The 21,846-nt window shown below is 65.2% G+C and carries 19 protein-coding genes, 1 tRNA gene and 1 pseudogene; 14 read left to right on the forward strand and 7 right to left on the reverse strand.

Annotated features, from left to right (window positions below; genetic code table 11):
• The first annotated feature begins 54 nt into the window (after window positions 1–54).
• The 4 genes and pseudogenes from R3D65_RS08840 to R3D65_RS08855 all read left to right on the forward strand — a co-directional run bounded on the left by R3D65_RS08840 (window position 55) and on the right by R3D65_RS08855 (window position 4,014).
• On the forward strand, window positions 55–840 hold the full coding sequence (locus tag R3D65_RS08840; protein WP_371274847.1) for a TVP38/TMEM64 family protein: 786 nt from the start codon (window positions 55–57) through the stop codon (window positions 838–840).
• Window positions 841–861: 21 nt separating this feature from the next.
• Window positions 862–2,289, forward strand: coding sequence for an NAD(P)/FAD-dependent oxidoreductase (locus tag R3D65_RS08845; protein ID WP_371274848.1), 1,428 nt, complete (start codon window positions 862–864; stop codon window positions 2,287–2,289).
• Window positions 2,290–2,307: 18 nt separating this feature from the next.
• Window positions 2,308–3,808: pseudogene (locus tag R3D65_RS08850) on the forward strand (ATP-binding protein).
• Window positions 3,809–3,937: 129 nt separating this feature from the next.
• Window positions 3,938–4,014: transfer RNA gene (locus R3D65_RS08855), tRNA-Arg, on the forward strand.
• Between the two features lie 75 nt (window positions 4,015–4,089).
• Here the strand turns inward: R3D65_RS08855 and R3D65_RS08860 are convergent.
• On the reverse strand, window positions 4,090–4,668 hold the full coding sequence (locus tag R3D65_RS08860) for an NIPSNAP family protein (protein ID WP_371274849.1): 579 nt from the start codon (window positions 4,666–4,668) through the stop codon (window positions 4,090–4,092).
• A gap of 94 nt (window positions 4,669–4,762) precedes the next feature.
• Window positions 4,763–5,665: a helix-turn-helix domain-containing protein gene (locus R3D65_RS08865; protein WP_371274850.1), complete on the reverse strand. Its 903-nt coding sequence runs from the start codon at window positions 5,663–5,665 to the stop codon at window positions 4,763–4,765.
• 145 nt (window positions 5,666–5,810) lie between these two features.
• Between R3D65_RS08865 and R3D65_RS08870 the strand changes: the two genes are divergently transcribed.
• Both R3D65_RS08870 and R3D65_RS08875 read left to right on the forward strand, forming a co-directional pair.
• Entirely contained in the window at window positions 5,811–7,502 is a 1,692-nt protein-coding gene (locus R3D65_RS08870) for an FAD-dependent oxidoreductase (RefSeq protein WP_371274851.1), read from the forward strand.
• A complete protein-coding gene (locus tag R3D65_RS08875; protein ID WP_371274852.1) occupies window positions 7,499–8,281 on the forward strand; it encodes an SDR family NAD(P)-dependent oxidoreductase in 783 nt (260 codons plus the stop codon). Before R3D65_RS08870 ends, R3D65_RS08875 begins: the two co-directional genes overlap by 4 nt.
• Before the next feature lie 50 nt (window positions 8,282–8,331).
• Here R3D65_RS08875 and R3D65_RS08880 read toward each other — a convergent pair whose 3' ends face one another.
• The 5 genes from R3D65_RS08880 to R3D65_RS08900 are packed head-to-tail and all read right to left on the reverse strand — an operon-like array spanning window position 8,332 to window position 13,404.
• On the reverse strand, window positions 8,332–9,138 hold the full coding sequence (locus R3D65_RS08880) for a sugar phosphate isomerase/epimerase family protein (RefSeq protein WP_371274853.1): 807 nt from the start codon (window positions 9,136–9,138) through the stop codon (window positions 8,332–8,334).
• Between the two features lie 7 nt (window positions 9,139–9,145).
• On the reverse strand, window positions 9,146–9,763 hold the full coding sequence (locus R3D65_RS08885; RefSeq protein ID WP_371274854.1) for an NIPSNAP family protein: 618 nt from the start codon (window positions 9,761–9,763) through the stop codon (window positions 9,146–9,148).
• Window positions 9,735–11,504, reverse strand: coding sequence for an FAD-dependent oxidoreductase (locus R3D65_RS08890; protein ID WP_371274855.1), 1,770 nt, complete (start codon window positions 11,502–11,504; stop codon window positions 9,735–9,737). Before R3D65_RS08890 ends, R3D65_RS08885 begins: the two co-directional genes overlap by 29 nt.
• Complete coding sequence (locus tag R3D65_RS08895) at window positions 11,501–12,331, reverse strand: IclR family transcriptional regulator (protein WP_371274856.1); 831 nt, start codon at window positions 12,329–12,331, stop codon at window positions 11,501–11,503. The genes R3D65_RS08890 and R3D65_RS08895 overlap by 4 nt, the downstream gene beginning before the upstream one ends.
• The gene (locus R3D65_RS08900) at window positions 12,328–13,404 is read right to left on the reverse strand and encodes a Gfo/Idh/MocA family protein (RefSeq protein ID WP_371274857.1); all 1,077 of its coding nucleotides are present in this window, start codon (window positions 13,402–13,404) and stop codon (window positions 12,328–12,330) included. Before R3D65_RS08900 ends, R3D65_RS08895 begins: the two co-directional genes overlap by 4 nt.
• Window positions 13,405–13,630: 226 nt before the next feature.
• Between R3D65_RS08900 and R3D65_RS08905 the strand changes: the two genes are divergently transcribed.
• From R3D65_RS08905 to R3D65_RS08940, 8 genes are all read left to right on the forward strand, one after another.
• The gene (locus tag R3D65_RS08905) at window positions 13,631–15,373 is read left to right on the forward strand and encodes an FAD-dependent oxidoreductase (RefSeq protein ID WP_371274858.1); all 1,743 of its coding nucleotides are present in this window, start codon (window positions 13,631–13,633) and stop codon (window positions 15,371–15,373) included.
• Window positions 15,370–16,278, forward strand: coding sequence for an NAD-dependent epimerase/dehydratase family protein (locus tag R3D65_RS08910; protein WP_371274859.1), 909 nt, complete (start codon window positions 15,370–15,372; stop codon window positions 16,276–16,278). Before R3D65_RS08905 ends, R3D65_RS08910 begins: the two co-directional genes overlap by 4 nt.
• A gap of 211 nt (window positions 16,279–16,489) precedes the next feature.
• A complete protein-coding gene (locus R3D65_RS08915; protein ID WP_371274860.1) occupies window positions 16,490–17,290 on the forward strand; it encodes a shikimate dehydrogenase in 801 nt (266 codons plus the stop codon).
• Window positions 17,291–17,310: 20 nt separating this feature from the next.
• The gene (locus R3D65_RS08920; RefSeq protein WP_371274861.1) at window positions 17,311–18,438 is read left to right on the forward strand and encodes an ABC transporter substrate-binding protein; all 1,128 of its coding nucleotides are present in this window, start codon (window positions 17,311–17,313) and stop codon (window positions 18,436–18,438) included.
• 80 nt (window positions 18,439–18,518) lie between these two features.
• Window positions 18,519–19,397 (forward strand): branched-chain amino acid ABC transporter permease, encoded by an 879-nt coding sequence (locus tag R3D65_RS08925; RefSeq protein ID WP_371274862.1) that lies wholly within the window; start codon window positions 18,519–18,521, stop codon window positions 19,395–19,397.
• Window positions 19,394–20,368, forward strand: coding sequence for a branched-chain amino acid ABC transporter permease (locus R3D65_RS08930; protein ID WP_371274863.1), 975 nt, complete (start codon window positions 19,394–19,396; stop codon window positions 20,366–20,368). The genes R3D65_RS08925 and R3D65_RS08930 overlap by 4 nt, the downstream gene beginning before the upstream one ends.
• The gene (locus R3D65_RS08935) at window positions 20,365–21,111 is read left to right on the forward strand and encodes an ABC transporter ATP-binding protein (RefSeq protein ID WP_371274864.1); all 747 of its coding nucleotides are present in this window, start codon (window positions 20,365–20,367) and stop codon (window positions 21,109–21,111) included. The genes R3D65_RS08930 and R3D65_RS08935 overlap by 4 nt, the downstream gene beginning before the upstream one ends.
• A gap of 3 nt (window positions 21,112–21,114) precedes the next feature.
• Complete coding sequence (locus R3D65_RS08940; protein ID WP_371274865.1) at window positions 21,115–21,837, forward strand: ABC transporter ATP-binding protein; 723 nt, start codon at window positions 21,115–21,117, stop codon at window positions 21,835–21,837.
• The last annotated feature ends 9 nt before the right edge of the window (window positions 21,838–21,846 follow it).

Raw genomic sequence — 21,846 nt, forward strand, 5'->3', positions numbered from 1 at the left:
AGATGAAGCGCCGCGGGCACGTGGCACCAGGCAAACGGAACGACCGGACCAGGCATGAACGAAGCACGCGCGATCGGGGAAGAAATGGCCAAGAGCGAACCGCAACCGGGCAGGGCTGATCTCCTGAAGAGGTATGGCCCCATCGCCATCATCGCGGCCGGTCTGGCATTCGGATACCTGATGGACTGGCACCGCTTCCTGTCCCTCGAATACCTGGCGGAGCAGCGTGAGACGCTGACGGCCCACGTCGCGGCCCATTATCCGCTGTCGCTGGCAGGTTTCGTCCTGCTCTATGCGCTTGCTGTCGCCTTCTCATTTCCGGCGGCCTCGGTGCTGACGATCTTCGGCGGCTTCCTGTTCGGCTGGTGGGTGGCGGGCATCGCGGTCGCCTTCGGCGCCACGGCTGGCGCAACCGTCCTGTTCCTGGCTGCGCGCAGTGCCTTCGGCGATTTCCTGCGCGAGCGGGTCGGCGGGCTGGCCGCGCGTCTGGCCGACGGGTTTCGCGAGGATGCCTTCAGCTATCTGCTCGTCCTCCGCCTTGCCCCCTTCTTCCCCTTTTTCGTCATCAACATCGCGCCCGCGCTGTTCGGTGTGAAGCTGCGCACCTATGTCGCTGCCACCTTCCTTGGCATCCTGCCCGGCTGCTTTGCCTATGCCTGGCTGGGGCAGGGCATCGGGTCCGTGCTGGTGGCGGCGGACAGCGAAGGCGGAGCCGTTGCGCTGAAGGATCTCGTGACCCCGGAAATCACCATTGCCTTCATCGCCCTGGCCGTGGTCGCGATCATCCCTACCATTGTCCGTAAATGGCGGGGTAGCCATGCACGCATGCGCCGCGACTGACCGGCACAGGAGGGAAATGCCATGAACGAGGTGCTTACGCCGGATATCTGCGTCATCGGCGGCGGATCGGGCGGTTTGACCGTCGCCGCTGCCGCCGCGGCCTTCGGGGTCGAGGTCGTTCTGGTCGAAAAGGGCCGTATGGGCGGCGATTGCCTGAACTATGGCTGCGTGCCGTCCAAGGCACTGCTGGCGGCCGGCAAGCAGGCCGAGGCGATGCGCCATGCATCGCGCTTCGGCATTGCCGATGTCGAGCCCCAGGTGAATTTCGGGCAGGTCAACCGGCATGTGCAAGGTGTCATCGATGCGATTGCGCCCAATGACAGCGTGGAACGGTTCACCGCGCTTGGCGTCCGTGTCATCCAGGCCCACGGCCGTTTCACCGGCAAGCGCACCCTGCTGGCAGGAGATGTGGAAATCCGGGCACGGCGTTTCGTCATCGCCACCGGTTCCTCACCGCTGGTGCCGCCCATTCCGGGCCTTGATTCGGTCGGCTACCTGACCAACGAAACCCTGTTTGAACAGACCCGCAAGCCCGGCCATCTCGTCATCATCGGTGGCGGCCCCATCGGCATGGAAATGGCGCAGGCCCATCGCCGGCTCGGCTCCGACGTGACCGTGCTGGAAGCGGCCCGTGCCCTCGGCAAGGACGATCCCGAACTGGCCGCCGTGGTGCTGCGCCGGCTCTGCGCCGAAGGCGTGGATATCCGCGAGCAGGCAAAGGTGACTGGGGTCGAGCCGCGCGGCAAGGCCGGCGTCCGCGTCCATGCCGCAACGCCGGATGGAGACATCGTCGTGGATGGCACGCATCTTCTGGTCGCCGTGGGCAGGGCGGTCAACGTGGACGGACTTGATCTCGACAAGGCCGGCATTGCCCATGACCGCCGCGGCATCAAGGTCACCGACAAGCTGCGCACCACCAACCGCCGCGTCTATGCCGTGGGCGATGTGGCTGGCGGCCTGCAATTCACCCATGTTGCCGGCTACCATGGCGGCCTGGTGCTGCGTCCGCTTCTGTTCCGCCTGCCGGCCCGTGTCAACGAGACCATCATTCCGTGGGTGACCTATACCGACCCGGAACTGGCCCATGTCGGACTGACCGAGGACGCGGCACGGCAGAAGCACCGCAACATTTCCGTCCTGCGCTGGCCCTACGCGGAAAACGACCGCGCCCAGGCCGAGCACAGGACCGATGGTCTCATCAAGGTCGTGACGGATCGCAGGGGCCGCATCCTTGGCGCCACCATTGCCGGCGCCCATGCCGGCGAGATGATAAATCTCTGGGGCCTCGCCGTATCGAAGGGCATGACGGTGCGCGACATCGCCGGCTATGTGCCGCCCTATCCGACCATGAGCGAAATTGGAAAACGCGCCGCGGTTTCCTATTATGCTGCTTCGACGCGCAATCCGTGGGTTCGCCGGCTGATCGGCTTCCTGCGAAAATTCGGCTGATCGGGAATCGGAGACGCGATGAGCGCAGGGAACAAGGCCCGGCAGGAAGCCGAAGGGATCGCCGATCCTGTCGGCAGGGTGCCTTTGGTCAGCGGCTTGTCGTCCAAGCTTCTCGTGCTCACCGCCGTGTTCGTGCTGATAGCGGAATCGCTCATCTTTCCGCCTTCGGCTGCGAATTTCCGGCTGCGCTGGGCGCAGGACAAGTTGAACACGGCCGCAGTGGCCGGCCTGTTCCTGATGGGAGAGCATTCCGAAGAAACCGCCGAAGCCCTGCGCGAGGACATTCTGTCCGCCACCGGTGTCCTGCAGATCGCGGTTCGCGAGGACGGCATGTCGCGCATGCTCGTTTCGGCCGGCCATGTGCCGATGGTGGACGAGCATGTCGATGTCTCGGCCGCCATCGATCCGCTCGGCTCGATCGTGGCTGCGCTTTCCACACTGGTTGCAGGTGGTGACCGCATGCTGCGCATTCATGGCCGCGTCGGAGCGAGCGCGCAGGACTTCGAGATCGTCATTCCCGATGCCGGCCTGCGCAATGAATTGCTGGTCTACACGCGCAACATCGTTCTGCTTTCCCTGTTCATCTCCGTCCTGACGGCGGTCCTCGTCTTCGCCGTGATCAACCGGGTCATGATCCGCCCGGTTCGCTCCATGACGCGCTCCATGCTGGCTTTCGCGGCCGAGCCCGACAATCCGGCCCGTATCATTCGCCCCGAACCGCGCAGCGACGAACTGGGCATCGCGACGCGAGAACTGGCGGCGATGCAGTCGGAATTGCAGAAGACGCTGGGCGAACGCAAGCGGCTGGCCGATCTCGGTCTGGCGGTGTCCAAGATCAACCACGACATGCGCAACATTCTGGGCGCGGCCCAGCTCATGTCCGATCGCCTGACCACGGCGACGGACCCCAAGATCCAGACGTTCGCCCCGCGTCTGGTGCGAACGCTCGACCGCGCGGTCAACTATTCCCAGTCCGTGCTGGAATATGGGCGCGCGCAGGAAAGCGCCGCCGGTACGGCGCAAGGTCCTGCTGCGTCAGCTGGTCGAGGATGTCCACGCGATCCTGCCCATCGAGGGTGGAGCGGCCATCCGTTTCGAGAACCGGGTGAACGAGCTGCTGGAGGTCGATTGCGACGCCGAGCAGATGTTTCGCGTGCTGGCCAACCTCTGCCGCAACGCCGTTCAGGCGCTTGCCGGCGACGCGGACGCGGCGATCGTCAAGCGGCTCAGTGTCACCGCCTGCCGCGAAGGCTCCGTCGCCGTCATCTCGATCATCGATACCGGTCCCGGCCTGCCGAAGAAGGCGCGCGACAACCTGTTCGCCGCCTTCAAGGGGTCGGCGCGCAGCGGTGGCACGGGCCTTGGCCTCGCCATCGCCCTGGAACTGGTGCGCGCCCATGGCGGCACGCTTGAACTGGTGGAAAGCCGTGGCGGGCATACGGAATTCGCCATCACGATCCCGGATCAGCCCGTCGATCTGCAAAGCCTGCGCGGCCAGCAGCGCCGTCAGGCCGGCTGAAGCCTTCGCTTTCCGCTTTCGCATTTTTGTCATGCGGGGTGCTTGCAATTGTCGCCGACAGCCGCTAGGTACCTGCCCACGGCGGTCGGCACAGACCGGTCCCGCCATTCTTGCCGGACAGGCAAGTGCGCACCCGTAGCTCAGCTGGATAGAGCACCAGACTACGAATCTGGGGGTCAGAGGTTCGAATCCTTTCGGGTGCGCCATTTATTTCAATGGTATGTCAGTTGGCTGCACGTGCGGGGGCTTGGGTCCGCTGCCGCTTTGCGTGACCCGCACCGTCAGGCCAATGGCGACAAGGCCAGCGGGCGAATGATTTCGTGCCACGCGAGATCCCCGCCCTGCGTGGTCAGCGTCCGGAAATCACCGGAACGAAGCGTGACATGCTTGCCCGGTTCCTGCCCCGACACGATGCGGAACGCCCCGAGAATGCCATCGCCGGCAAGGGGCATGCCTGACAGGGAAAGCGAATTGAGGCCGCCGGCGAACAGCGGCGAAGCGGCATCTTCGTTTTGCCGGGCTTCGCGCCGTGTTCCGATCACCGCGTCGAGCCTGTCCGATGAGCGTTCCAGCGCCATGAAGCGGTTCGACTGGCCGGTGACGTCGGCAAAGGCCCTGGGGATGAAATCCTCCATCCATGCCCGGTCCTTGACCAGCGAGGCGCGGCAGGCGTCGCGTTCTTCCATATCCGCGTAAATCCAGAGATGTTCGATCCGGTTCAGTCGGCCCGTCTCCACCATCCAGTACCCGCCCATGGGCAGATGCCGCGTCACCAGGCCAACGCCGAACGTGCGAAAGAAATCCAGGTAGACCGGCGCCTTTCCCGGCTTCAGGTCGTAGGTTCTCAGTTCGAAGATCATGCCGTGCCGCATCTCCCTTTTTCATCGCCATCGTGCCGATGCGAAGCTGCGGGGAAATGGACGATAGCGGTTTTCTCTTGCACGATTGGCAAGATCAGACGCGGTGTGTGGTGGCCGCGTCGGCGCGGAAGGTGCCCGGTGGAACACCGACCCTCTGCGAGAAGAAGCGGTTGAAATAGGCCGGATCGTCATAGCCGATGGCGTGACCGATCTCGGCGACGGTCATTTCGGTATAGAGCAGGTTTCGCTTGGCTTCCACGATGATCCGGTCATGCAGCAGTTCCGAAGCGGTTCGTCCGGCCCGCGACTTGCACGCCATGTTGAGCCGCTGCGTCGATATGCCGAGGGTTCGTGCATAGAAGGCAAGGCCCTTCTGATTGCGGAAATGCGCTTCCAGGGCGCCGCGATAGCGGGTGACGATCTCGAAATCCCGGTCCCGGCGTGCTTCTGCGCCTGATAGCCTGGTTTCGTTGAGGCGCAGCAGCGCCACCAGGACGAGCAGCATATGCCCGCGGATCGCCATGCGCCGGCCCACCTTCTCCCAGCGTGCCTCGTTCTGGATTTCCTCGAACGCGGCGCCGAGCTTGTCCGCCATCGGGCTGCCCGCCGGGATGGTGTAGGCGCCCGGGCGCAACGTCACGTCGACAAGGCGCTGGTCGCCGCCAGCCACCGCCTCGACGAAGCTGACCGCGGCAGTGATGACACGGCCTTCCGTGCCTGGCTGGAAGCGGATCTCGTGCAGGGAACCGGCTGGCTGGACAACCAGCGAACGCGGCTCGGCATGGTAGGTTTCGCCCTCCATGGTGAAGGCGCCATGCCCGTCCGCAATCCACAGGAACTGCACGTGGTCGGGATGCACATGGGGATGAATAATCCAATCATGGCGCATGGACCGCTCGCGAATCGGCTCGACATGAAGCGTATCGAGATCCTGGTCGCGTTGCTCGTCGCCATAGAGGAAGAAGCTTGGAATGGGGCCTTTGGCTTGCTTGCTCACTGTTTCGCCCGGTCCTCCCCCGCCTTCGTCCCGCTTTCGCGCCTCGTGATGAATTGTCCAATAAAAAACCGGTCCTGTCCATTGGCGGCGGGCCTGCGCATGGGGCGTTATCTGGCGCATGAGAGGCGAGGAGGAGGTGCCGACGATGCAGCCTGAAAGGGATGAGGCATTTGATGTCGTCGTGGTCGGATCCGGCGCGGGCGGCATGTCCACGGCGATCACCGCGAAGAAGAACGGGCTGTCGGTGGCCATCGTCGAGAAGGAACCGGTCTTCGGCGGCACCACGGCTTTTTCCGGCGGCGTCTTGTGGATTCCGCTCAATCGCCACGCGCGCGATGCAGGCATTGCCGACAGCCGTGACGACGCCATCACCTACATGAAGCAGGAGACCGGCAATTACTATTCGGCAGAGGCCGTCGAGGCCTTCATCGATGCCGGGCCGGAAATGGTCGATTTCTTCGAGCGCGAGACAGCGGTGCAATTCGTCCCCACGCTCTATCCCGATTATCACCCGGATGTGCCCGGCGGGGTCGATGTCGGCCGCTCCATACTGGCCGCGCCGTTCGACACGTCGGCGCTCGGCCGCAATCTCGGGCGCCTGCGCCCGCCGCTGTCCACCATTACCTTCATGGGCATGATGTTCAATTCATCCAATGCCGACATCAAGCACTTCTTCAACGCCACGAAGAATCCCGCCAGCTTCGCCTATGTGGCCAGGCGCATGGTCAAGCATTTCTCCGAAGTGGCGCGCTACGGGCGCGGTGTGCAGGTGACGAGCGGCAATGCGCTGGCGGCCCGTCTTGCCAAGTCGGTCTTCGACCTCGACATCCCGCTCTACACGGAAACCCCGGCCGAGGAACTGATCGTCGAGGACGGCCGCGTGTGCGGCGTGCGGGTGCCTGGCGCGCGGCTGACGGCGCGCAAGGGCGTTGTCATTGCCACCGGCGGCTTTGCCCATGACATCGAGAAGCTGAAAAAGGCCTATCCGCATCTGGCGCGCGGCGGCGAGCATTTCTCGCCCGTGCCGGAAGCCAATACGGGCGACGGTATCCGCCTCGCCGAGGCGGTCGGCGGCCATGCACCGATCGAGTTCAACGATACCTCCGCATGGATGCCGGTCTCGAAAGTGCCCCAGCGCGGCGGCGGTTTCCGGGCCTTCCCCCACCTGCTTGACCGCTACAAGCCGGGCATTATCGCCGTGCTGAAGAATGGCAGGCGCTTCACCAATGAGAGCGAGAGCTATCACGATGTCGGTGCGGCGCTGATGCGCGCCTGCGAAGGGCAGGCCGAAACCGCGGCCTGGCTCATCTGCGATCATCCCACGATCCGCAAATACGGGCTGGGCTTCGCCAAGCCGGCCCCGGTGCCGCTCGCTCCGCATATCGCCAATGGCTATGTGAAGAAGGGCCGGTCGCTGGCCGAACTGGCCGAGGCAGCGGGCATTGACCGGGCAGGCCTGGAGGCCACGGTCGCCGAATACAACAGCCACGCGGGCAAGGGCGAGGATCCGGCGTTCGGTCGCGGACGGACAAGCTTCAACCGCTATCTGGCCGATCCCGAGCACAAGCCGAACCCCTGTGTCGGCCCGATCGTCAAAGGACCGTTCTATGCCCTGAAGATCATCATGGGCGACCTCGGCACCTTCGATGGCTTGCGCACCACCGTGACCGGGCAGGTGCTGCGCGCCGACGGTTCCACGATCGACGGGCTTTATGCCGTCGGCAACGATCGGGCATCGATCATGGGCGGCAACTATCCCGGCGCGGGCATCACGCTCGGCCCGGCAATGACATTCGGCTACATCACGGGCCGGCATCTGGCAGGAGTGGAATCATGAACTGGCTTGGTCTGGAGGGCAAGGTCGCGGTCGTCACGGGTGCAGGCGGCGGCATCGGCAAGGCGATCGCGGCGGCCTTTGGCGAGGCGGGGGCGCGGGTGGCGCTGCTCGATCTCAATGGCGAGACGGTTGCGGCGGCCGCGCGGGAGACCGGCGGCAAGGCCATCGTCTGCGACGTGACGAGCGACGACAGCGTGGCCAGGGCGGTCGCCGAGGTCGAGGCCGCTTATGGTACGGCCGATATCCTGGTCAATAACGCGGCCTATGTGACACCAGGCAGTCTCGACACCGTTGCGATCGCCGACTGGCAGCGCATGCTGGATGTGAACCTGACCGGCTATCTGCGCTGCGCCCAGCGCTTCGGCGCCGCCATGCTGGAACGCGGCTCTGGCGCCGTGGTGCATGTGGGCTCGATTTCCGGCCATCACCAGCAGGCGTTTTCCAATGCCTATTCGGCGACCAAGGCGGCGGTTTCGATGCTCTCGCGCCAGCTTGCCTATGAATGGGGGCCGCGCGGCGTTCGCTCCAATGTCGTTGCGCCCGGCCTTGTGCGCACGCCGCTGTCGGAGGCCTTTTATGCCCATGAGCCGACCCGGATCGCCCGCGAGGCTGTTGTCCCGCTGGGCCGCATCGGCCATGTCAGGGACATTGCCGACATGGCTCTTTTCCTGTCATCCGACCGGGCGGGCTATGTCACGGGACAGGAAATCATCGTCGACGGCGGTTTTTCCCAGACGCTGATGAGCCACATTCCCCGCCCCGGCTATTCGAACGATTGAAGGGCACGGATGGAGGCCGCGACCGGGTGATCCAGGCGCGGTCTGTCCGGTCAGGCTTCGCCCAGCACAGCTTTCGTCCTTTCCAGCGCGGTGCGGATGAAGCGCTCCAGCCCCATGGCCTCGGCCTGCGGCCGGTTCGGCACCTCGACGCTCACCGTGATGCCCGCCGGCAGCCGGGCGACGATCGGCGCGAAGTCGATCCCGCCCTCGCCGGGGATGAGGCGGGCCTGACGCGCCACGCGGACCAGTTCCGCATCGCTGGCGTCATAGGGCACGGGGCCATCGCAAATCTGCACATAGTTCATCATCGTGGGCGGCAGTGCGGCCAGATCGTCCAGCGTCGAAGCCGAACGGTCGAAATGCAGCGTGTCGAACAGGATGGCGGCCGCCGGACTGGCTGCGGCCTCCACCATTCGCCGCGCATCCTGGATGGTCTTCACGCCGGTCCAGGGCATGAATTCCAGGTCGGCGCTGAACCCGTAGGGTGCCACGCGCTGGCACAGGCGTCCATAGGTGTCGGTGGCGCGCGCTTCGTCCGGGTCGTCCACCGCGACGAGGATATGTTTCGCGGCCAGTTCCGCGATCCGGTCGAGAAACGGATCGAATCGCGCGAGGTCGGTTTCCGGCTTCAGGCGGATCATCTCCGCATCGGCCATCGAAACACCGGAATCGGCCATCGCGGCCTTGACGTCGCGCAGCAATCGGTCGTCGCCCATCAGGTCGGCCAGCGGCTCGTCACCGGCCGGAAGCAGCCGGAAACTGACCAGGTCATAACCGCAGGATGCCGCCAGCTTGACCGCTGAAACGGGATCGGCGCCATTGCCGGTCAGGTAGGCCATCGAATAGAGGCGCTGCATGACAGCCTCACTTCAGCGGGGAGATGGCCAGCGGCATGGCCACCGTGGATGTCATGTCCGGGGTCAGCCAGTCGGGCCCGCCCTTCGGCGGCCACTTGCCGTCGGCGACCGATTGCGCGCGCGCCTGTGCCCGCTGTTCGAGGCTCGCATACGGCCATATCTGGGTCAGCCTCGGCGCGCCATCGAGCGAGTACATGGCGATTGTCATCTTCGAATAGCCGAGCCGGCCGGGAATGGCGGCTTCCCATTTCTCCATGGTCGGGGTGAGCCCGTTCACCTTCATCCGGTAGGTGCGAATCTCGTAGACGGGGCCGAAATTTCCGGTCTCGACAGGTGGCAGGAAATCCAGCGGCTTGTAGCTGTCCAGGCTCATGCCGGTCAGAAGGTCCGCACAGCCGAACGGATTGGACGAGCGCAGCACCCGGTCGCGTTCGGCAAGCAGGTCGTCATGGCTGTCGAAGCCGCGCAGCAGCAGGACCTTGTTCAGCGCGCCGATATCATTGCCCCATGCGCCCAGCAGGCGGCCCTTCGCTTCCGGGGCGCTGACGAAGGCCTCGATGGCGGGCGCCGCCTTCGCTCCCCCGAAGATCACCGTGTCAAGCGTGGCCAGTTCGTAGAATTTCATCGGTCCTCTCCCTGTTCTGTGTCCTGTCTGCGCCGCAAACCGGAAGGCCGGCCATCTGGCGGGCCGCGATATAGCCGAAGGTCATGGCCGGCCCGAGCGTGATGCCGCCCGACGGATAATTCCCGCCGAAAATGGAGGCCATGTCATTGCCGGCCGCATAAAGGCCTTGAACCGGCACGCCATCGCCGTCCAGCACCCGCGCCAATTCATCGGTCGTCAGGCCGGCGAATGTGCCGAGACTGCCGGGCACCAGCCGCACGGCATGAAACGGCCCGGTTTCCAGGGCGCCCAGCGACGGGTTCGGCCCGTGCGCCGCATCGCCCTGCATGCCGTTATAGGGCGAGCGCCCGCGTCCGAAATCGGGATCCTCGCCCGCTCTTGCATGGGCATTGAAGCGGTCGACCGTCCCGGCGAGGACATCGGCGGGCAGGCCGCAGGCCGCAGCGAGGCTAACAAGCGTCGGGGCACTCTTCAGATAGCCGCAGCTTTCGTAGCGCCGCAGCGGAAACGGAAAGGGTTTCGCCCAGCCGAGCCCGAAACGGCGCTGCGCCCGGTGGTCGGCGATCAGCCAGCATTGCGCCGCCGCGCCGGCCGGTGTGGCGGCAAACAGCGCCTTCATGAAATCGTGGTAGCTGTCAGCCTCATTGACGAAGCGGCGGCCATCCGGCAGCACGGCGATGAATCCGGGCTTGGCGCGGTCCACCAGATGCGGGAAATGCGCCTGCCCGCCATGCTTCAGCGGCACCAGCGAGACCGGACACCAGGCACCGGCATGGATATGGTCGCCGGCGATGCGGCCGCCCGCCGCTTCGCCCAGCCGCAACCCGTCGCCCGTATTGGCGCGCGGAGCAGCGGAATGGTGGCCATCGCCCTCTGGCGCATGATCGAACAACGCGGCGATCCGCTCCCGGTCATGCGGGAAGCCGCCCGTGGCAAGCACCACCCCGCGCCGCGCGATCACGTCGACCGGCCGTCCCTCGCGTTCGATCGTGGCACCGCAGACCCGCGCGCCATCCCGGTGCAACGCCCGCACCGGTGCGCCCTCGATCAGCGTGACGCCGAGATCGAGCGCACTTTTCATCAGCCGTGCCACCAGCGCATTGCCGTTGACCAGTTGCAGCCCACGGCCATGCAGTGCCAGGTCGCGGGCATGGCGGGCGAGCCGTCCCGCCACATGAAGGGCCGAGCGCGGCGAGCGCGTGGCGTTGAAGAAATGGGCCATGTCTGCCCCGGCCGAAATCCCCATGCCGGCCAGGCTGACAAGGTCGAGCGGCGGCTTGAGCCGGGCAATGTCGGCCCCGAGCGCGCGCCCGTCATAGGGTTTGGCGCAGACCGACCGTCCGCCGTCACGGCTGCCGGGCGTATCGTGGAAATCGGGAATGCGGTTGCCGTCGATCCATTCGACAGCCGTGTTCGCCTCGAAAAAGGCGACCATGTCCGGGCCATTGGCCAGGAAGGCGGCAATGCGCGGATCGGCGATCCGGTTGCCGATCTCGCTGCGCAGATAGGCGAGCGGTTCATCGGCCTCTTCGATGATGCCGGCACGGCGCGCCAGCGGGTTGCGCGGGATCCACAGCCAGCCACCGGACCAGGCTGTCGTTCCGCCGAAGACGGGTTCCTTTTCGGCAACGACGACCGACAGGCCATGAAAGGCCGCGACGACGGCGCAGGCCAGTCCGCCGGCGCCGGAACCGGCGACGAGCACGTCGCAGTCGATCCGCCCGGACGGGTCTGCCGTCATCGTTTGCGGCCTGCCGTCTGCGCGGATGCCGGGGCCGTATCCGGCCTGTCGAAGAAATGCGAGGCGCGGGTGGCCGTGGCGATCTCGTCGGCGGCCTCCTGCAGGGCAGGGGCCATGCGCGCCATGTAGGCCGGCGTGACGCGCACCGCCGGACCGGCAATGGACAGGCAGCCGATCACGCGTCCGTCGTCCGGATGGCGGATGGGAACCGCCATGGCGGCCATGCCCACGGTGTAGGAATCGACTGCCACCGCGTAGCCGCGCGCCCGGTCCTCGGCCAGTTGCTCCAGCAATTGGGAAAGGGTGGCGGGAGCCTTCGGTCCCGGCTCGAATGGCGGGTGCAGCCCCTGTTCGGCCACCATGCGCAGCGCCTCGTCGTCGCTGACCGCCGAAAGCCAGGCGTGGCCACCGGCCGAGCTGGCGAGATGGACGACCTGCCCCTGCTCCGCATTCGGATCGTAGCGAAGCCCGCCCGTCGCGCCCTGCGAGACGCCGACCCAGATCAGGTTGTTGCCGTCGATGACCGAGAGCCGGATCAACTCGCCCGAGAGCCGGGCCATGCGGTCGAGGATCGGCTGGGCGATGTCGGTCACGCCCATCTGCCCCAGAAAGCCCAGGCCGAGCGCGGCCAGCTTGATTGTCAGCATGTATTCGCCTTGTGCCCGCACCTGGCGCACGTAGCCGAATTTCGCCAGTTCGTTGAGCAGCCGGTGCGCGGCGCTGACCGGCATGTCAAGCTCTGCCGAAAGCGCGCTGACGGTCAGCCCCGCCGGATTGCGCGCCAGCATCTCGATGATGGCAAGCGACCGTTCCAGCACACCGCTCATGCTGCCGGCCCCATCGCTTTCGCCGTCAGGCCGTCCGCCGCCATGAAAAGCTGCATGCCGGCTTGCGAGGAGGCCTTGATGGCATCGATGATGGCGAGATTGCGCGCCCCGTCGAGGGCCGAGCAGCGCGGTTCGGCCCTGCCGTCGATGACGGCGCCGAAATGGCTGATCTGGCCGATATAGGAATCGGCGGCGTCAACCGGTTCGACCGACGACTGCATTTCCTCATACCAGGTCTTCTCGCCCGGATGCGACCAGAATGCCAGGTCCGGCAGGGAGAGGCCGCCAGCCGATCCCGCGAAGAAATGCGACTGCACCCTGTGCGCGGGAAACCGCCCCGGATTTTCGCCGGCGGCAATGTCCCAGGCCCATGGGCCGCAGGCCGCGTCGGAGACGCTGAGCGTGATCATTCCGCCCTCGCGAAAGGTGAGGATGGCCCCGGCCGTGTCTTCGACCGGCAGCCCGCGCTCCATCGTGGATGCGACCCCCGAGACGCTGGCGATCTCGCCGAAAAGGAAGCGCAGCAGATCGATCTCGTGAATCATGTTGATCAGCAGCGGACCGCCGACGCCGGGCGTGCGGCGCCATTCCACATCGAAATAGCCGTCTTCCTTCTTCAGCGAGCACAGCACCGAGCCCTGCACGAGGTGGCCGAAGCGCTGACTGCCCACCAGATCCCGGGCCTTGAGGATGATCGGATTGAAGCGGCGGTGGTGGCCGGTCATCACGGGGACGCCATGCCGGTCGATGGCGGCAAGCAGGGATCGGGCTTCGCTGACACGGGTGGCCACGGGCTTCTCGACCAGCGCCGGTATGCCCGCCTCGACGGCGCGAACGGCCAGATCGACATGACTTTCATTCGGCGTGGCGATGACGATCCCGTCCGGCTTCTCCTCCAGCATGGCATTGAAGTCCTGGAAAAGCGGCGCCCCGTATCGGGCCGCTGCTTCCGCCGCGCCCGGTCCCGGATCGACAATGCCTGCAATGGTGAATCCATCGGCCGCGGCAATGGCCTGGAGATGGGTTCGCCCGATGATTCCGGCGCCGACAACGGCGATCTTCTTGTCAGCCACTTCATGATCCTCCCGGCCTTCCGCGCCTGGTCGGGCTGCGGTGCCCTTTCCGCTTAGCAGGCTTTTCCAGATTTGTGAAAAGATTTTTTGTTATTGAAAGAGTTTCCAAAATCCTTTAGTTGCTTTGTGAACGGGTCCGCAGAAGCGGCTCCGATGTGCCTTGGGAGGGGCTCGTGACAGGTTCCGTTGCTTGCAAACTCGTCCTGCCGCCTGAAAGCGCCGCGACATGACGGCGCCGGGCAAGGTCATTGCCGGGCTGCCGCGCAATGCCGCCTTCGATGTGGCGGTACTTGGCGCGGGTGCGGCCGGAATGGCGGCCGCCGTGTTCGCGGCGCTGGAAGGGGCGCGGGTTATCCTGGTCGAGCGGACGGAATATCTGGGCGGGACCTCGGCCTATTCCGCGGCAACGGCATGGATTCCCAACACCCGGCATGCTCGCGCCATCGGCGCTGAGGACAGCGTCGACGAGGCGCGCGCCTTTCTCGATCGTGCTGTCGGCAACCGCTCGTCGGCGGCAATGCGCGAGGCCTTCCTGAAGGCCGGGCCGGCCGCCATCGACGCGCTGGAGGACCGGGCCGGTGTGCATTTCCGTGCGCGCCCGTTTCATCCCGATTATTTGCACGAAATCGAAGGTTCGACCTCTTTCGGCCGGGCGCTGGAGCCGCTCCCCTTCGATGCCGGCGGCCTGGGCGGCGACCTGAAGCTGATCCGGCCGACCATCCCGGAATTCACCATCCTCGGCGGTTTGCTGATCGACAGGGATGACATCGCCCACCTCCTGAAGATGACGAGTTCGCTGAAGTCGCTGGCCTATTCGATGCGGCTGATCGGCTCCTACTATGTCCAGAAGATGCGTCACGGGCGTGGCACGCGCCTTGTCATGGGCAACGCGCTGATCGGGCAATTGCTGGCTGCGGCACGCCGGCTCGGCGTGACCATCGCCACGCAGGCCGAGGTGACCGAGTTTGCTGGCCCGGAGGGTGCGGTCAACGGCATTGTCGTACGCCAGGATGGCGTCGAGCGCATGATCGCGGTCGCCGGCGGCGTGGTCATGGCAAGTGGCGGTTTCACGCGCCATCCCTCGCGGCGTGGCGAAATGCTGCCCGCCCCGCTGGCCGCCAACAGCCCGTCCGCACCCGGTCACACCGGTGCGCTGCACGATCTGGCGCTGGCCAAGGGCGCGGTCTACGGCAGGGATGCCGCGTCCAATGTCTATTGGGCGCCCTGTTCGGTGCGCAAGCGCGCCGATGGCACGACCGCCGTATTCCCGCATTTCGTGCTCGACCGCTCCAAGCCCGGCACATTCGCCGTGGGCCGGGATGGCCGGCGCTTCACCAATGAGAGCCGGTCCTATCACGAATTCACGCTCGCCATGTATGCGGCAAACCGGGACGGCAGCCACATGCCGGTCTTCCTGATCGCCGACGCGCAGACGCTGACGAAATACGGGCTGGGCATGGTCAGGCCCGGCGGCAAGGGGCTGCAGCCCTATCTGGACGACGGCTATCTCGTTCAGGGAGAAACGCTGGAGGAACTGGCCGGCAAGCTGGGGGTGGACCCCGGCGGGCTGGCGGAGACGGCCGGACGCATGAACCGGTTCGCCGATACCGGCAGGGATGAGGACTTCCGGCGCGGCGAAACGGTCTATGAACGCGCCAATGGCGATGCGGCGCATGGGCCGAACCCGACCCTGGGGCCGGTCAAGACCGCGCCCTTTTATGCTGTGCGGCTGGAGCCGGGCGATATCGGTGCCGCGACCGGCCTGGTCTGCGACACCCATGCCCGAGTGCTGGATGCCGACGGCCGGCCCATTGACGGGCTCTATGCCTGCGGCAACGACATGCAGTCGATCATGGGCGGTGTCTATCCGGGGCCGGGCATCACCATCGGACCGGGCATGACCTTCGGATTCATTGCCGCGCGCGATGCCAGCGCCCGGGCCCTCGCGTCGCGGGAGAACGCCGCATGAGCCGGGTTCTTGTCACGGGCGGAACGGGGTTCATCGGCCGCTGGGTCATCGACGGGCTTCTTGCGCGCGGTGACGAAGTGGTCGTCTTCGATGCCCGACCCAATCCGGCGGCGCTGGACGAAATCCGGCCGGGACTGTCGCGGCGCGTGACATTCGTGACCGGCGACATTGCCGACGGTTCGGTCGCCGGCGCCGTGACGGGCTGCGATGGAATTGTCCATCTGGCCGGCGTCATGACAGTGGATGCCGCCGCCGATCCCTTGCGTGCCGCTGCGATCAATCTCGTCGGCAGCCTGCATGTTTTCGAGGCGGCGCGCAGAAACGCGGTCGAACGGCTGGTCTATGTCTCCACTGCCGGTGTCTTCGGCCCCGGCGACGCGGTGAACCCGCGCCCGATGACCCATTACGGCGCCCAGAAACTGGCCATCGAGGGATCAGCCCGGGCTTTTCATGCCGATCATGGCGTGCCGTCAGTCGGCTTCCGCCCCTTCATCGTCTATGGTCCGGGGCAAAGTTCCGGGATCGCCGCCGGGCCGTCCATCGCCATTGGCGCGGCGGCGCGCGGCGAACCTGCCACGATCCGCTTTTCCGGCCGTGTCGGCTTCGTCCACGTCTTCGATGTCGCGCGCCTCATGGTGGAAGCGGTTTCATCGCCCATGCAGGGCGCGGAGGCCTATACGCTTTGCGGCGAAACGGCAGACATGGCCGCTTTCGTCTCGGCCCTGAAGGCGCAGGCCCCGCATGCGGACATCACGGTGGAAGGGCCACCGCTTCGCATTCCCGCCGATCTTGCCTCCAGCGAAATGCCGGAACCCCTGGGCGGACTTGCGGCCACCGGCCTTGAGGAGGGCATTGCCCGAACGCTCGACTTCTATCGTGGCGCCACGGCTGGGAGGGCGACATGAGGACAAATGCGAACTTGTCGAATTGTCCAATGAATGCGCGCGTTCATCCATTTCCTTCCGGCGCCTGTTCAGGCTCCATCATGGTGGGCAAAAGGGCAACGGGGTGGCGGTTTGCGATGGTGGCGCAAGCGGAGCCGGCAAGTCGGGAGGCACAGGGCATGGTATGCGAAATGTCCAATCTGTTCCCGGTCGGCACAGGGAGGGCGTGGCAATGACGTTCACATTGAACGGCGAGACGCGCGTCTTCCCGATTGTCGGCGATCCCATCGCCCAGGTGAAATCGCCGGGTCTGCTGTCCCGTCGCCTCGCGGACATGGGCGAGAACGCCATTGTCGTGCCGGCCCACGTGGTCCCCGACGATTTCGACGGCTTCATGGCCGGCCTTGAAACGATGCGCAACGTGGCGGGCCTCGTCATCACGGTTCCGCACAAGCAGGCCGCGATGGGCTTTTGTGCCCGTGTCACGCGGCGCGTCCATTTCGCCGGTTCCGTCAACGTGATGCGGCGTACGCAGGCCGGCTGGATCGGCGACAACACCGATGGCATGGGCTATGTGGACGGCATCCTGGCCGCCGGCGGAGCGGTGGAGGGAAAGCGCGTCCTGCTCATCGGGGCCGGCGGCGCCGGTGCCGCCATCGCCTATGAATTCCTGGCGCGCGGGGCGGACCATCTCGCGATCCACGAGATCAACCACGCCCGCCGCGATGCACTGATCGCGCGGCTTGAGACGGCCTTTGCCGGCAGGGTCTCGGTCGGCTCGGCCGATCCGGCCGGATTTGATGTCATTGCCAATGCGACGCCACTGGGAATGCGGCCCGATGATCCGTTGCCGGTGGATGTCGGCAGGATGCAGGCCGGCCAGTTCGCCGCCTGCCCGATCACCAGGCCGGAGCGGTCGCCTTTCATCGAGGCGGCGGCGGCAAAGGGATGCCGGACGATGCCGGGACTCGGCATGTTCAAGGCGCAGGAGGGGCTTCTGGTCGAAGCCCTTCTGTCACTGGAAACGGATTGATCAATTCAAGGGAGGAACAGATGATCCGGAAACTTTTTCTGACGACCGCAGCGATTGCCGCGCTTTCCACGAGCGCTGCCATGGCGGAGGTGAAGCTGGCCGATGTGGCCGAACTGTCGGGCGCGGGCGCGGCCGCCGGCGCTGTCTGGCATGATGGCGTCAAGATGGCTGTTGAGGAAATCAACGCCGCCGGCGGCATTCTCGGCGAGCAGATCAACCTGTCCGAGTACGACAGCCAGACCGATCCGCAGGTGAGCCGCGCTCTCGTGCAGAAAGCGATCGACGAGGGCGCGTTCGTGCTGCTCGGCACCGTCTACTCGTCCTCGACCGTGGTCAACATGCTGGTTGCCCAGCAGAACGGCGTTCCGCAGATCACCGGTTCGGAATCGCCCACCATCACCGCAAAGGGCAATCCCTATATCTTCCGCACTGCTTTCGGCGCGCAGAAGGGCCTTCCCAAGCTGGCAAGCTATCTCAAGGACGGACTCGGTGCCAGAAAGATCGCCGTTGTCTGGGCCAATACCGAGTTCGGCAAGGGCGGCTATGACGCTTTCATGAAGATCGCCGGCGACATGGGCCTTGAAATCGTGGCCGATGTGCCGACCGAGCAGGCGCAGGTTGATTTCGCCTCCGACGTCGCCAAGGTGAAGTCGTCGGGTGCCGACGCTGTCTTCGTCTACCTGACGGAAGAGGAGAGCGCGCGCTTCCTCATCGAGGCCTCCAAGCAGAGCCTCGGCCTGCCGATGGCCGGCGATACGGTGCTCATCTCGCAGAAGGTCATCGACCTGGCCGGCGGTGCCGCCGATGGTGCGTTCGGCCACGTGGGCCTGACGGCCGAAGCCCCGGTTCCGGCAATCCAGGAAATGGCCGGCAAGTTCCAGCAGAAATATGGCTACGGTGCCGACCACAACGCGATCAAGGGCTATATTGGCGCCTACATGGTGAAATACGTGACCGAGAAGGTCGGGGCTTTCGATCGCGAGAAGTTCGCCGAGACGCTGCATGGCCTGTGCCTCGACGCCGCGACCCATCCGGGCATCCTGATGGATGCGTGCTGGGATGACACCGGTGAGATGAGCCGCGCCAGCTTCCTTGTGGAAGTCGTCGACGGCGCCCAGAAGATCACCAAGACGCTTCCGGCCAACTGATCCGTCATCAAGGCAGGGCGGCGCTAGTCCGGTGCCGCCCTCTTTGCACCTGAAATCCCTTCTCGCGGAGGTGCGGGCGCATGTCCGAATTCATCCAGATCCTCATATCGGGCCTGTCGGCAGGGTCGATCTACGCCCTTGCCGCCGTCGGCTTCACCCTGCTCTGGCAGGCGTCGCAGACGATCAACTTCGCCCAGGGCGAATTCGTGATGCTGCCAGCCTTCTTCGTGCTCGCGCTCTCGGTGAAACTCGGTTTCCCCCTCTGGCTCGCCATGCCGCTGGCCATCATCCTGTCGGTGCTCATCCTGGGCGCCCTTTTCAAGCGCCTGATCGTGGAACCCATGATGAAGCATGGCACGCTGCCGCTTGTCATTGCCACCATTGCGCTCGGCCTGTTGCTCAAGGAACTGGTCAAGGAATTCTACTCGCCGCTCGGCCAGCCTTTCCCGAGCCTCTTTCCGCAGGATGTGATGCAGGTCTTCGGCGCCGCCGTTTCCATACCCGACATTGCCAATTTCATCATCGCCATGGGGGCCATCATCGGCCTGCAACTCTTCCTTTCCCGCACCCGCACCGGCCGCGCCATGCAGGCGACAGCGCAAAACCCCGATGTCGCGCAGATCCTTGGCGTCGATATCAAGCGGATGGTTCTCTACACCTTCCTCATCAACGGCGCGCTGGCGGCCATCGCCTCCATCCTCATCACGCCGATCTACCTGGCCAAGTTCTCCAACGGAGAGACGCTGGGCCTTGTCGCCTTCATTGCGGCCATCGTCGGCGGCTTCAACCAGATCCGCGGTGCGCTCGTCGGCGGGCTGCTGATCGGTGTCATCGACAATCTCTCGGCGACCTATTTCTCCTCCGAGTACCGGCAGGCCCTGCCCATGCTGCTGCTCATCTTCATCATCCTGGTGCGCCCGCAGGGGCTGCTTGGAACCGCGGAGGGCCGCACGGTATGAAGCTCAAGACCGTCCTTCTCGTCCTCGTCGCGCTGGCAGCGCTCGTTCTGGCGCCGCTCGGGCAAGGCAATTACATCCTCTATGTGCTGGCCTCCTGGCTGATGTTCTCCATCGCCGCCATGGGCTTGAACCTGACGCTGGGCTATGCCGGCCAGATCTCGCTGGCGCAGGCAAGCTTCATGGGGATCGGCGCCTATATCACCGCGCTGGTGACGCTGGCTGGCTATCACTGGGTGCTGGGCTGGCTGGCGGCCATGGGCGCCACCTTCCTTATCGGGCTCGTGCTCGGTTACCCGGCGCTGCGCGTGCAGCACCATTTCCTCGCCTTCGTGACGCTGGCCTTCAACACGCTGGTCTTCCTCGTGCTGCGCAACGAGGAATGGCTGACGGGCGGCTCGCATGGCCTTGTCGGCATGCCGCGCCCGTCCTTCTTCGGCATCTCGACGATGAAGAACCTCGAATTCTACTATTTCGTCCTGATCCTCTTCGTCATCTCGGCCAGCATCTTCTTCTGGATCGTGCATTCGCCCTGGGGCCGCGCCTTCAAGGCCCTGCGTGAGAACTCGGTGCGTGCCGAAAGCCTGGGCGTGAACACGCGGCGCATCACTCTGCTTGCCTTTGCCATCGGCTCGGCCTTCGGCGGCGGCGCCGGTGCGATCATGTCGCCGCTGGTGCAGTTCATCGAGCCCGGTTCCTTCGGCCTCATCCATTCGCTCAAGATCCTGCTCATGGTCGTGGTCGGCGGCGCCGGCTATTTCTTCGGGCCGATGCTCGGTGCCGCCGTCGTCATCCTGCTGCCGGAATTCCTGCGCTTCACCGAGGGCTACTACCTCATCATCTATTCCACCGCGGTCATCATCCTGATGGTCTACTCGCCCTCCGGCCTGATCGGTCTGGGAGACCGCATCCTGTCGCGCCTGAGACCGAAACGCGTCGTCCGCGGCGACATGAAGGAAGGAGCGAAGCTGTGAGCCAGCCCGTCCTCTCCGTCCGCAACATTTCCAAGTCCTTCGGCGGCATCCATGCCGTTCGCGATGTCAGTTTCGAGGTGGCGAAGGGCGAGGTGCTCGGCCTGATCGGTCCCAACGGATCGGGCAAGTCGACCCTGTTCAACTGCGTGCTTGGCCAGCTTTCGCCCGACAGCGGCGAGGTGACCGTGAAGGGCACCGGCGTTTCCGGCATGCGCGCCTGCGATCTCAACCGGCTCGGCGTCGGCCGCACCTTCCAGCAGCTTTCCGTCTTCCCGGAAATGACCGTGCTCGACAACATCATCCTGGCCGGGCAGGAGCATCACGGGACGATGCTGTCGCGCCTCTTTGGCCGCTCCGACGCGGGACTGACCGGAGAGGCCGAGCAGATGATCGAGTTTTTCCGCCTTTCGCACCTGCGCGACGAAAAGGCCGGGTCGCTGTCCTATGGCCAGCAGAAACTGCTCGATGCTGCCATGGCCTTCATGGCCGGCCCCGATCTCGTCCTGCTCGACGAGCCGGCCGGCGGCGTGAACCTGACCATGCTGGAGAGCTTGAAGGAGCGCCTGCAAACCTACAACCGGGAGCATGGCACGACCTTCGTCGTCATCGAGCACAACATGGAATTCGTCATGAGCCTTTGCACCCGCATCATCGTGCTGGCTGAAGGTGCGGTGATCGCGGAAGGGACGCCGGAAGAGATCCGGTCGAACAGCCAGGTCATCGACGCGTATCTGGGGGGCTGATCCGTGCTGGAACTGAAAGATCTTTACGGCGGCTACGGCAAGATCACCATTTTGAACGGCGTTTCGTTCAAGATTCCCAGGGCCTCCATCACCACCGTGATCGGGCCGAATGGCGCCGGCAAGTCGACCGTGTTCAAGGCGATCTTCGGCCTGCTGGACATCCATTCCGGCCAGGTGCTTCTGGACGGGCGGGATGTCACCCGGCAGAAACCGCGCGACATGATCGCCCATGGCGTCACCTATGTCCCTCAGGGCCGCAACGTCGTGCCGCAGCTTTCCGTCTACCACAACCTGGAACTGGGCGGCATCACCGCCGATGACCAGGAGAAGGTGAAGGCGCGCATCGAGGTGGTCATGGATCAGTTTCCCATGCTGCGCCAGTTCCGCGACCGCAAGGCGATCGAACTGTCGGGCGGCCAGCAGAAGCAGCTTGAGGTCGCCCGTGCCCTGCTGCTCGATCCAAAGCTGATCCTCATCGACGAGCCGTCCATCGGCCTGTCGCCAAACCTGGTGCAGGAAGTGTTCCGCACGCTGCAACGTCTGCGCGACGATGGCGTGACGATCCTCATGGTCGAGCAGAACGCCAAGGCGGCGCTGGCCATGTCCGATTACGGTCTGGTGCTCGAACTGGGCCAGACGCGCATGCATGACCGCGCCGATACGCTTCTGAACGACCCCAAGGTGGGCCAGCTCTTTCTCGGCGGCCACATGGACGAAACCGACTGACACGACACC

Source organism: Zhengella sp. (assembly GCF_041397485.1).
In the GTDB taxonomy this organism is placed as follows: domain Bacteria; phylum Pseudomonadota; class Alphaproteobacteria; order Rhizobiales; family Rhizobiaceae; genus Zhengella.

What these genes read in the sequence shown, in the direction of transcription:
- R3D65_RS08895 (WP_371274856.1), bottom strand. Translation starts at nt 12,331, where the DNA reads ATGAGCGGTGTGCTGGAACGGTCGCTTGCCATCATCGAGATGCTGGCG.
- R3D65_RS08870 (WP_371274851.1), top strand. Translation starts at nt 5,811, where the DNA reads ATGCAGCCTGAAAGGGATGAGGCATTTGATGTCGTCGTGGTCGGATCC.
- R3D65_RS08920 (WP_371274861.1), top strand. Translation starts at nt 17,311, where the DNA reads ATGATCCGGAAACTTTTTCTGACGACCGCAGCGATTGCCGCGCTTTCC.
- R3D65_RS08885 (WP_371274854.1), bottom strand. Translation starts at nt 9,763, where the DNA reads ATGAAATTCTACGAACTGGCCACGCTTGACACGGTGATCTTCGGGGGA.
- R3D65_RS08905 (WP_371274858.1), top strand. Translation starts at nt 13,631, where the DNA reads ATGACGGCGCCGGGCAAGGTCATTGCCGGGCTGCCGCGCAATGCCGCC.
- R3D65_RS08930 (WP_371274863.1), top strand. Translation starts at nt 19,394, where the DNA reads ATGAAGCTCAAGACCGTCCTTCTCGTCCTCGTCGCGCTGGCAGCGCTC.
- R3D65_RS08845 (WP_371274848.1), top strand. Translation starts at nt 862, where the DNA reads ATGAACGAGGTGCTTACGCCGGATATCTGCGTCATCGGCGGCGGATCG.
- R3D65_RS08875 (WP_371274852.1), top strand. Translation starts at nt 7,499, where the DNA reads ATGAACTGGCTTGGTCTGGAGGGCAAGGTCGCGGTCGTCACGGGTGCA.
- R3D65_RS08915 (WP_371274860.1), top strand. Translation starts at nt 16,490, where the DNA reads ATGACGTTCACATTGAACGGCGAGACGCGCGTCTTCCCGATTGTCGGC.
- R3D65_RS08890 (WP_371274855.1), bottom strand. Translation starts at nt 11,504, where the DNA reads ATGACGGCAGACCCGTCCGGGCGGATCGACTGCGACGTGCTCGTCGCC.
- R3D65_RS08925 (WP_371274862.1), top strand. Translation starts at nt 18,519, where the DNA reads ATGTCCGAATTCATCCAGATCCTCATATCGGGCCTGTCGGCAGGGTCG.
- R3D65_RS08880 (WP_371274853.1), bottom strand. Translation starts at nt 9,138, where the DNA reads ATGCAGCGCCTCTATTCGATGGCCTACCTGACCGGCAATGGCGCCGAT.
- R3D65_RS08860 (WP_371274849.1), bottom strand. Translation starts at nt 4,668, where the DNA reads ATGATCTTCGAACTGAGAACCTACGACCTGAAGCCGGGAAAGGCGCCG.
- R3D65_RS08910 (WP_371274859.1), top strand. Translation starts at nt 15,370, where the DNA reads ATGAGCCGGGTTCTTGTCACGGGCGGAACGGGGTTCATCGGCCGCTGG.
- R3D65_RS08840 (WP_371274847.1), top strand. Translation starts at nt 55, where the DNA reads ATGAACGAAGCACGCGCGATCGGGGAAGAAATGGCCAAGAGCGAACCG.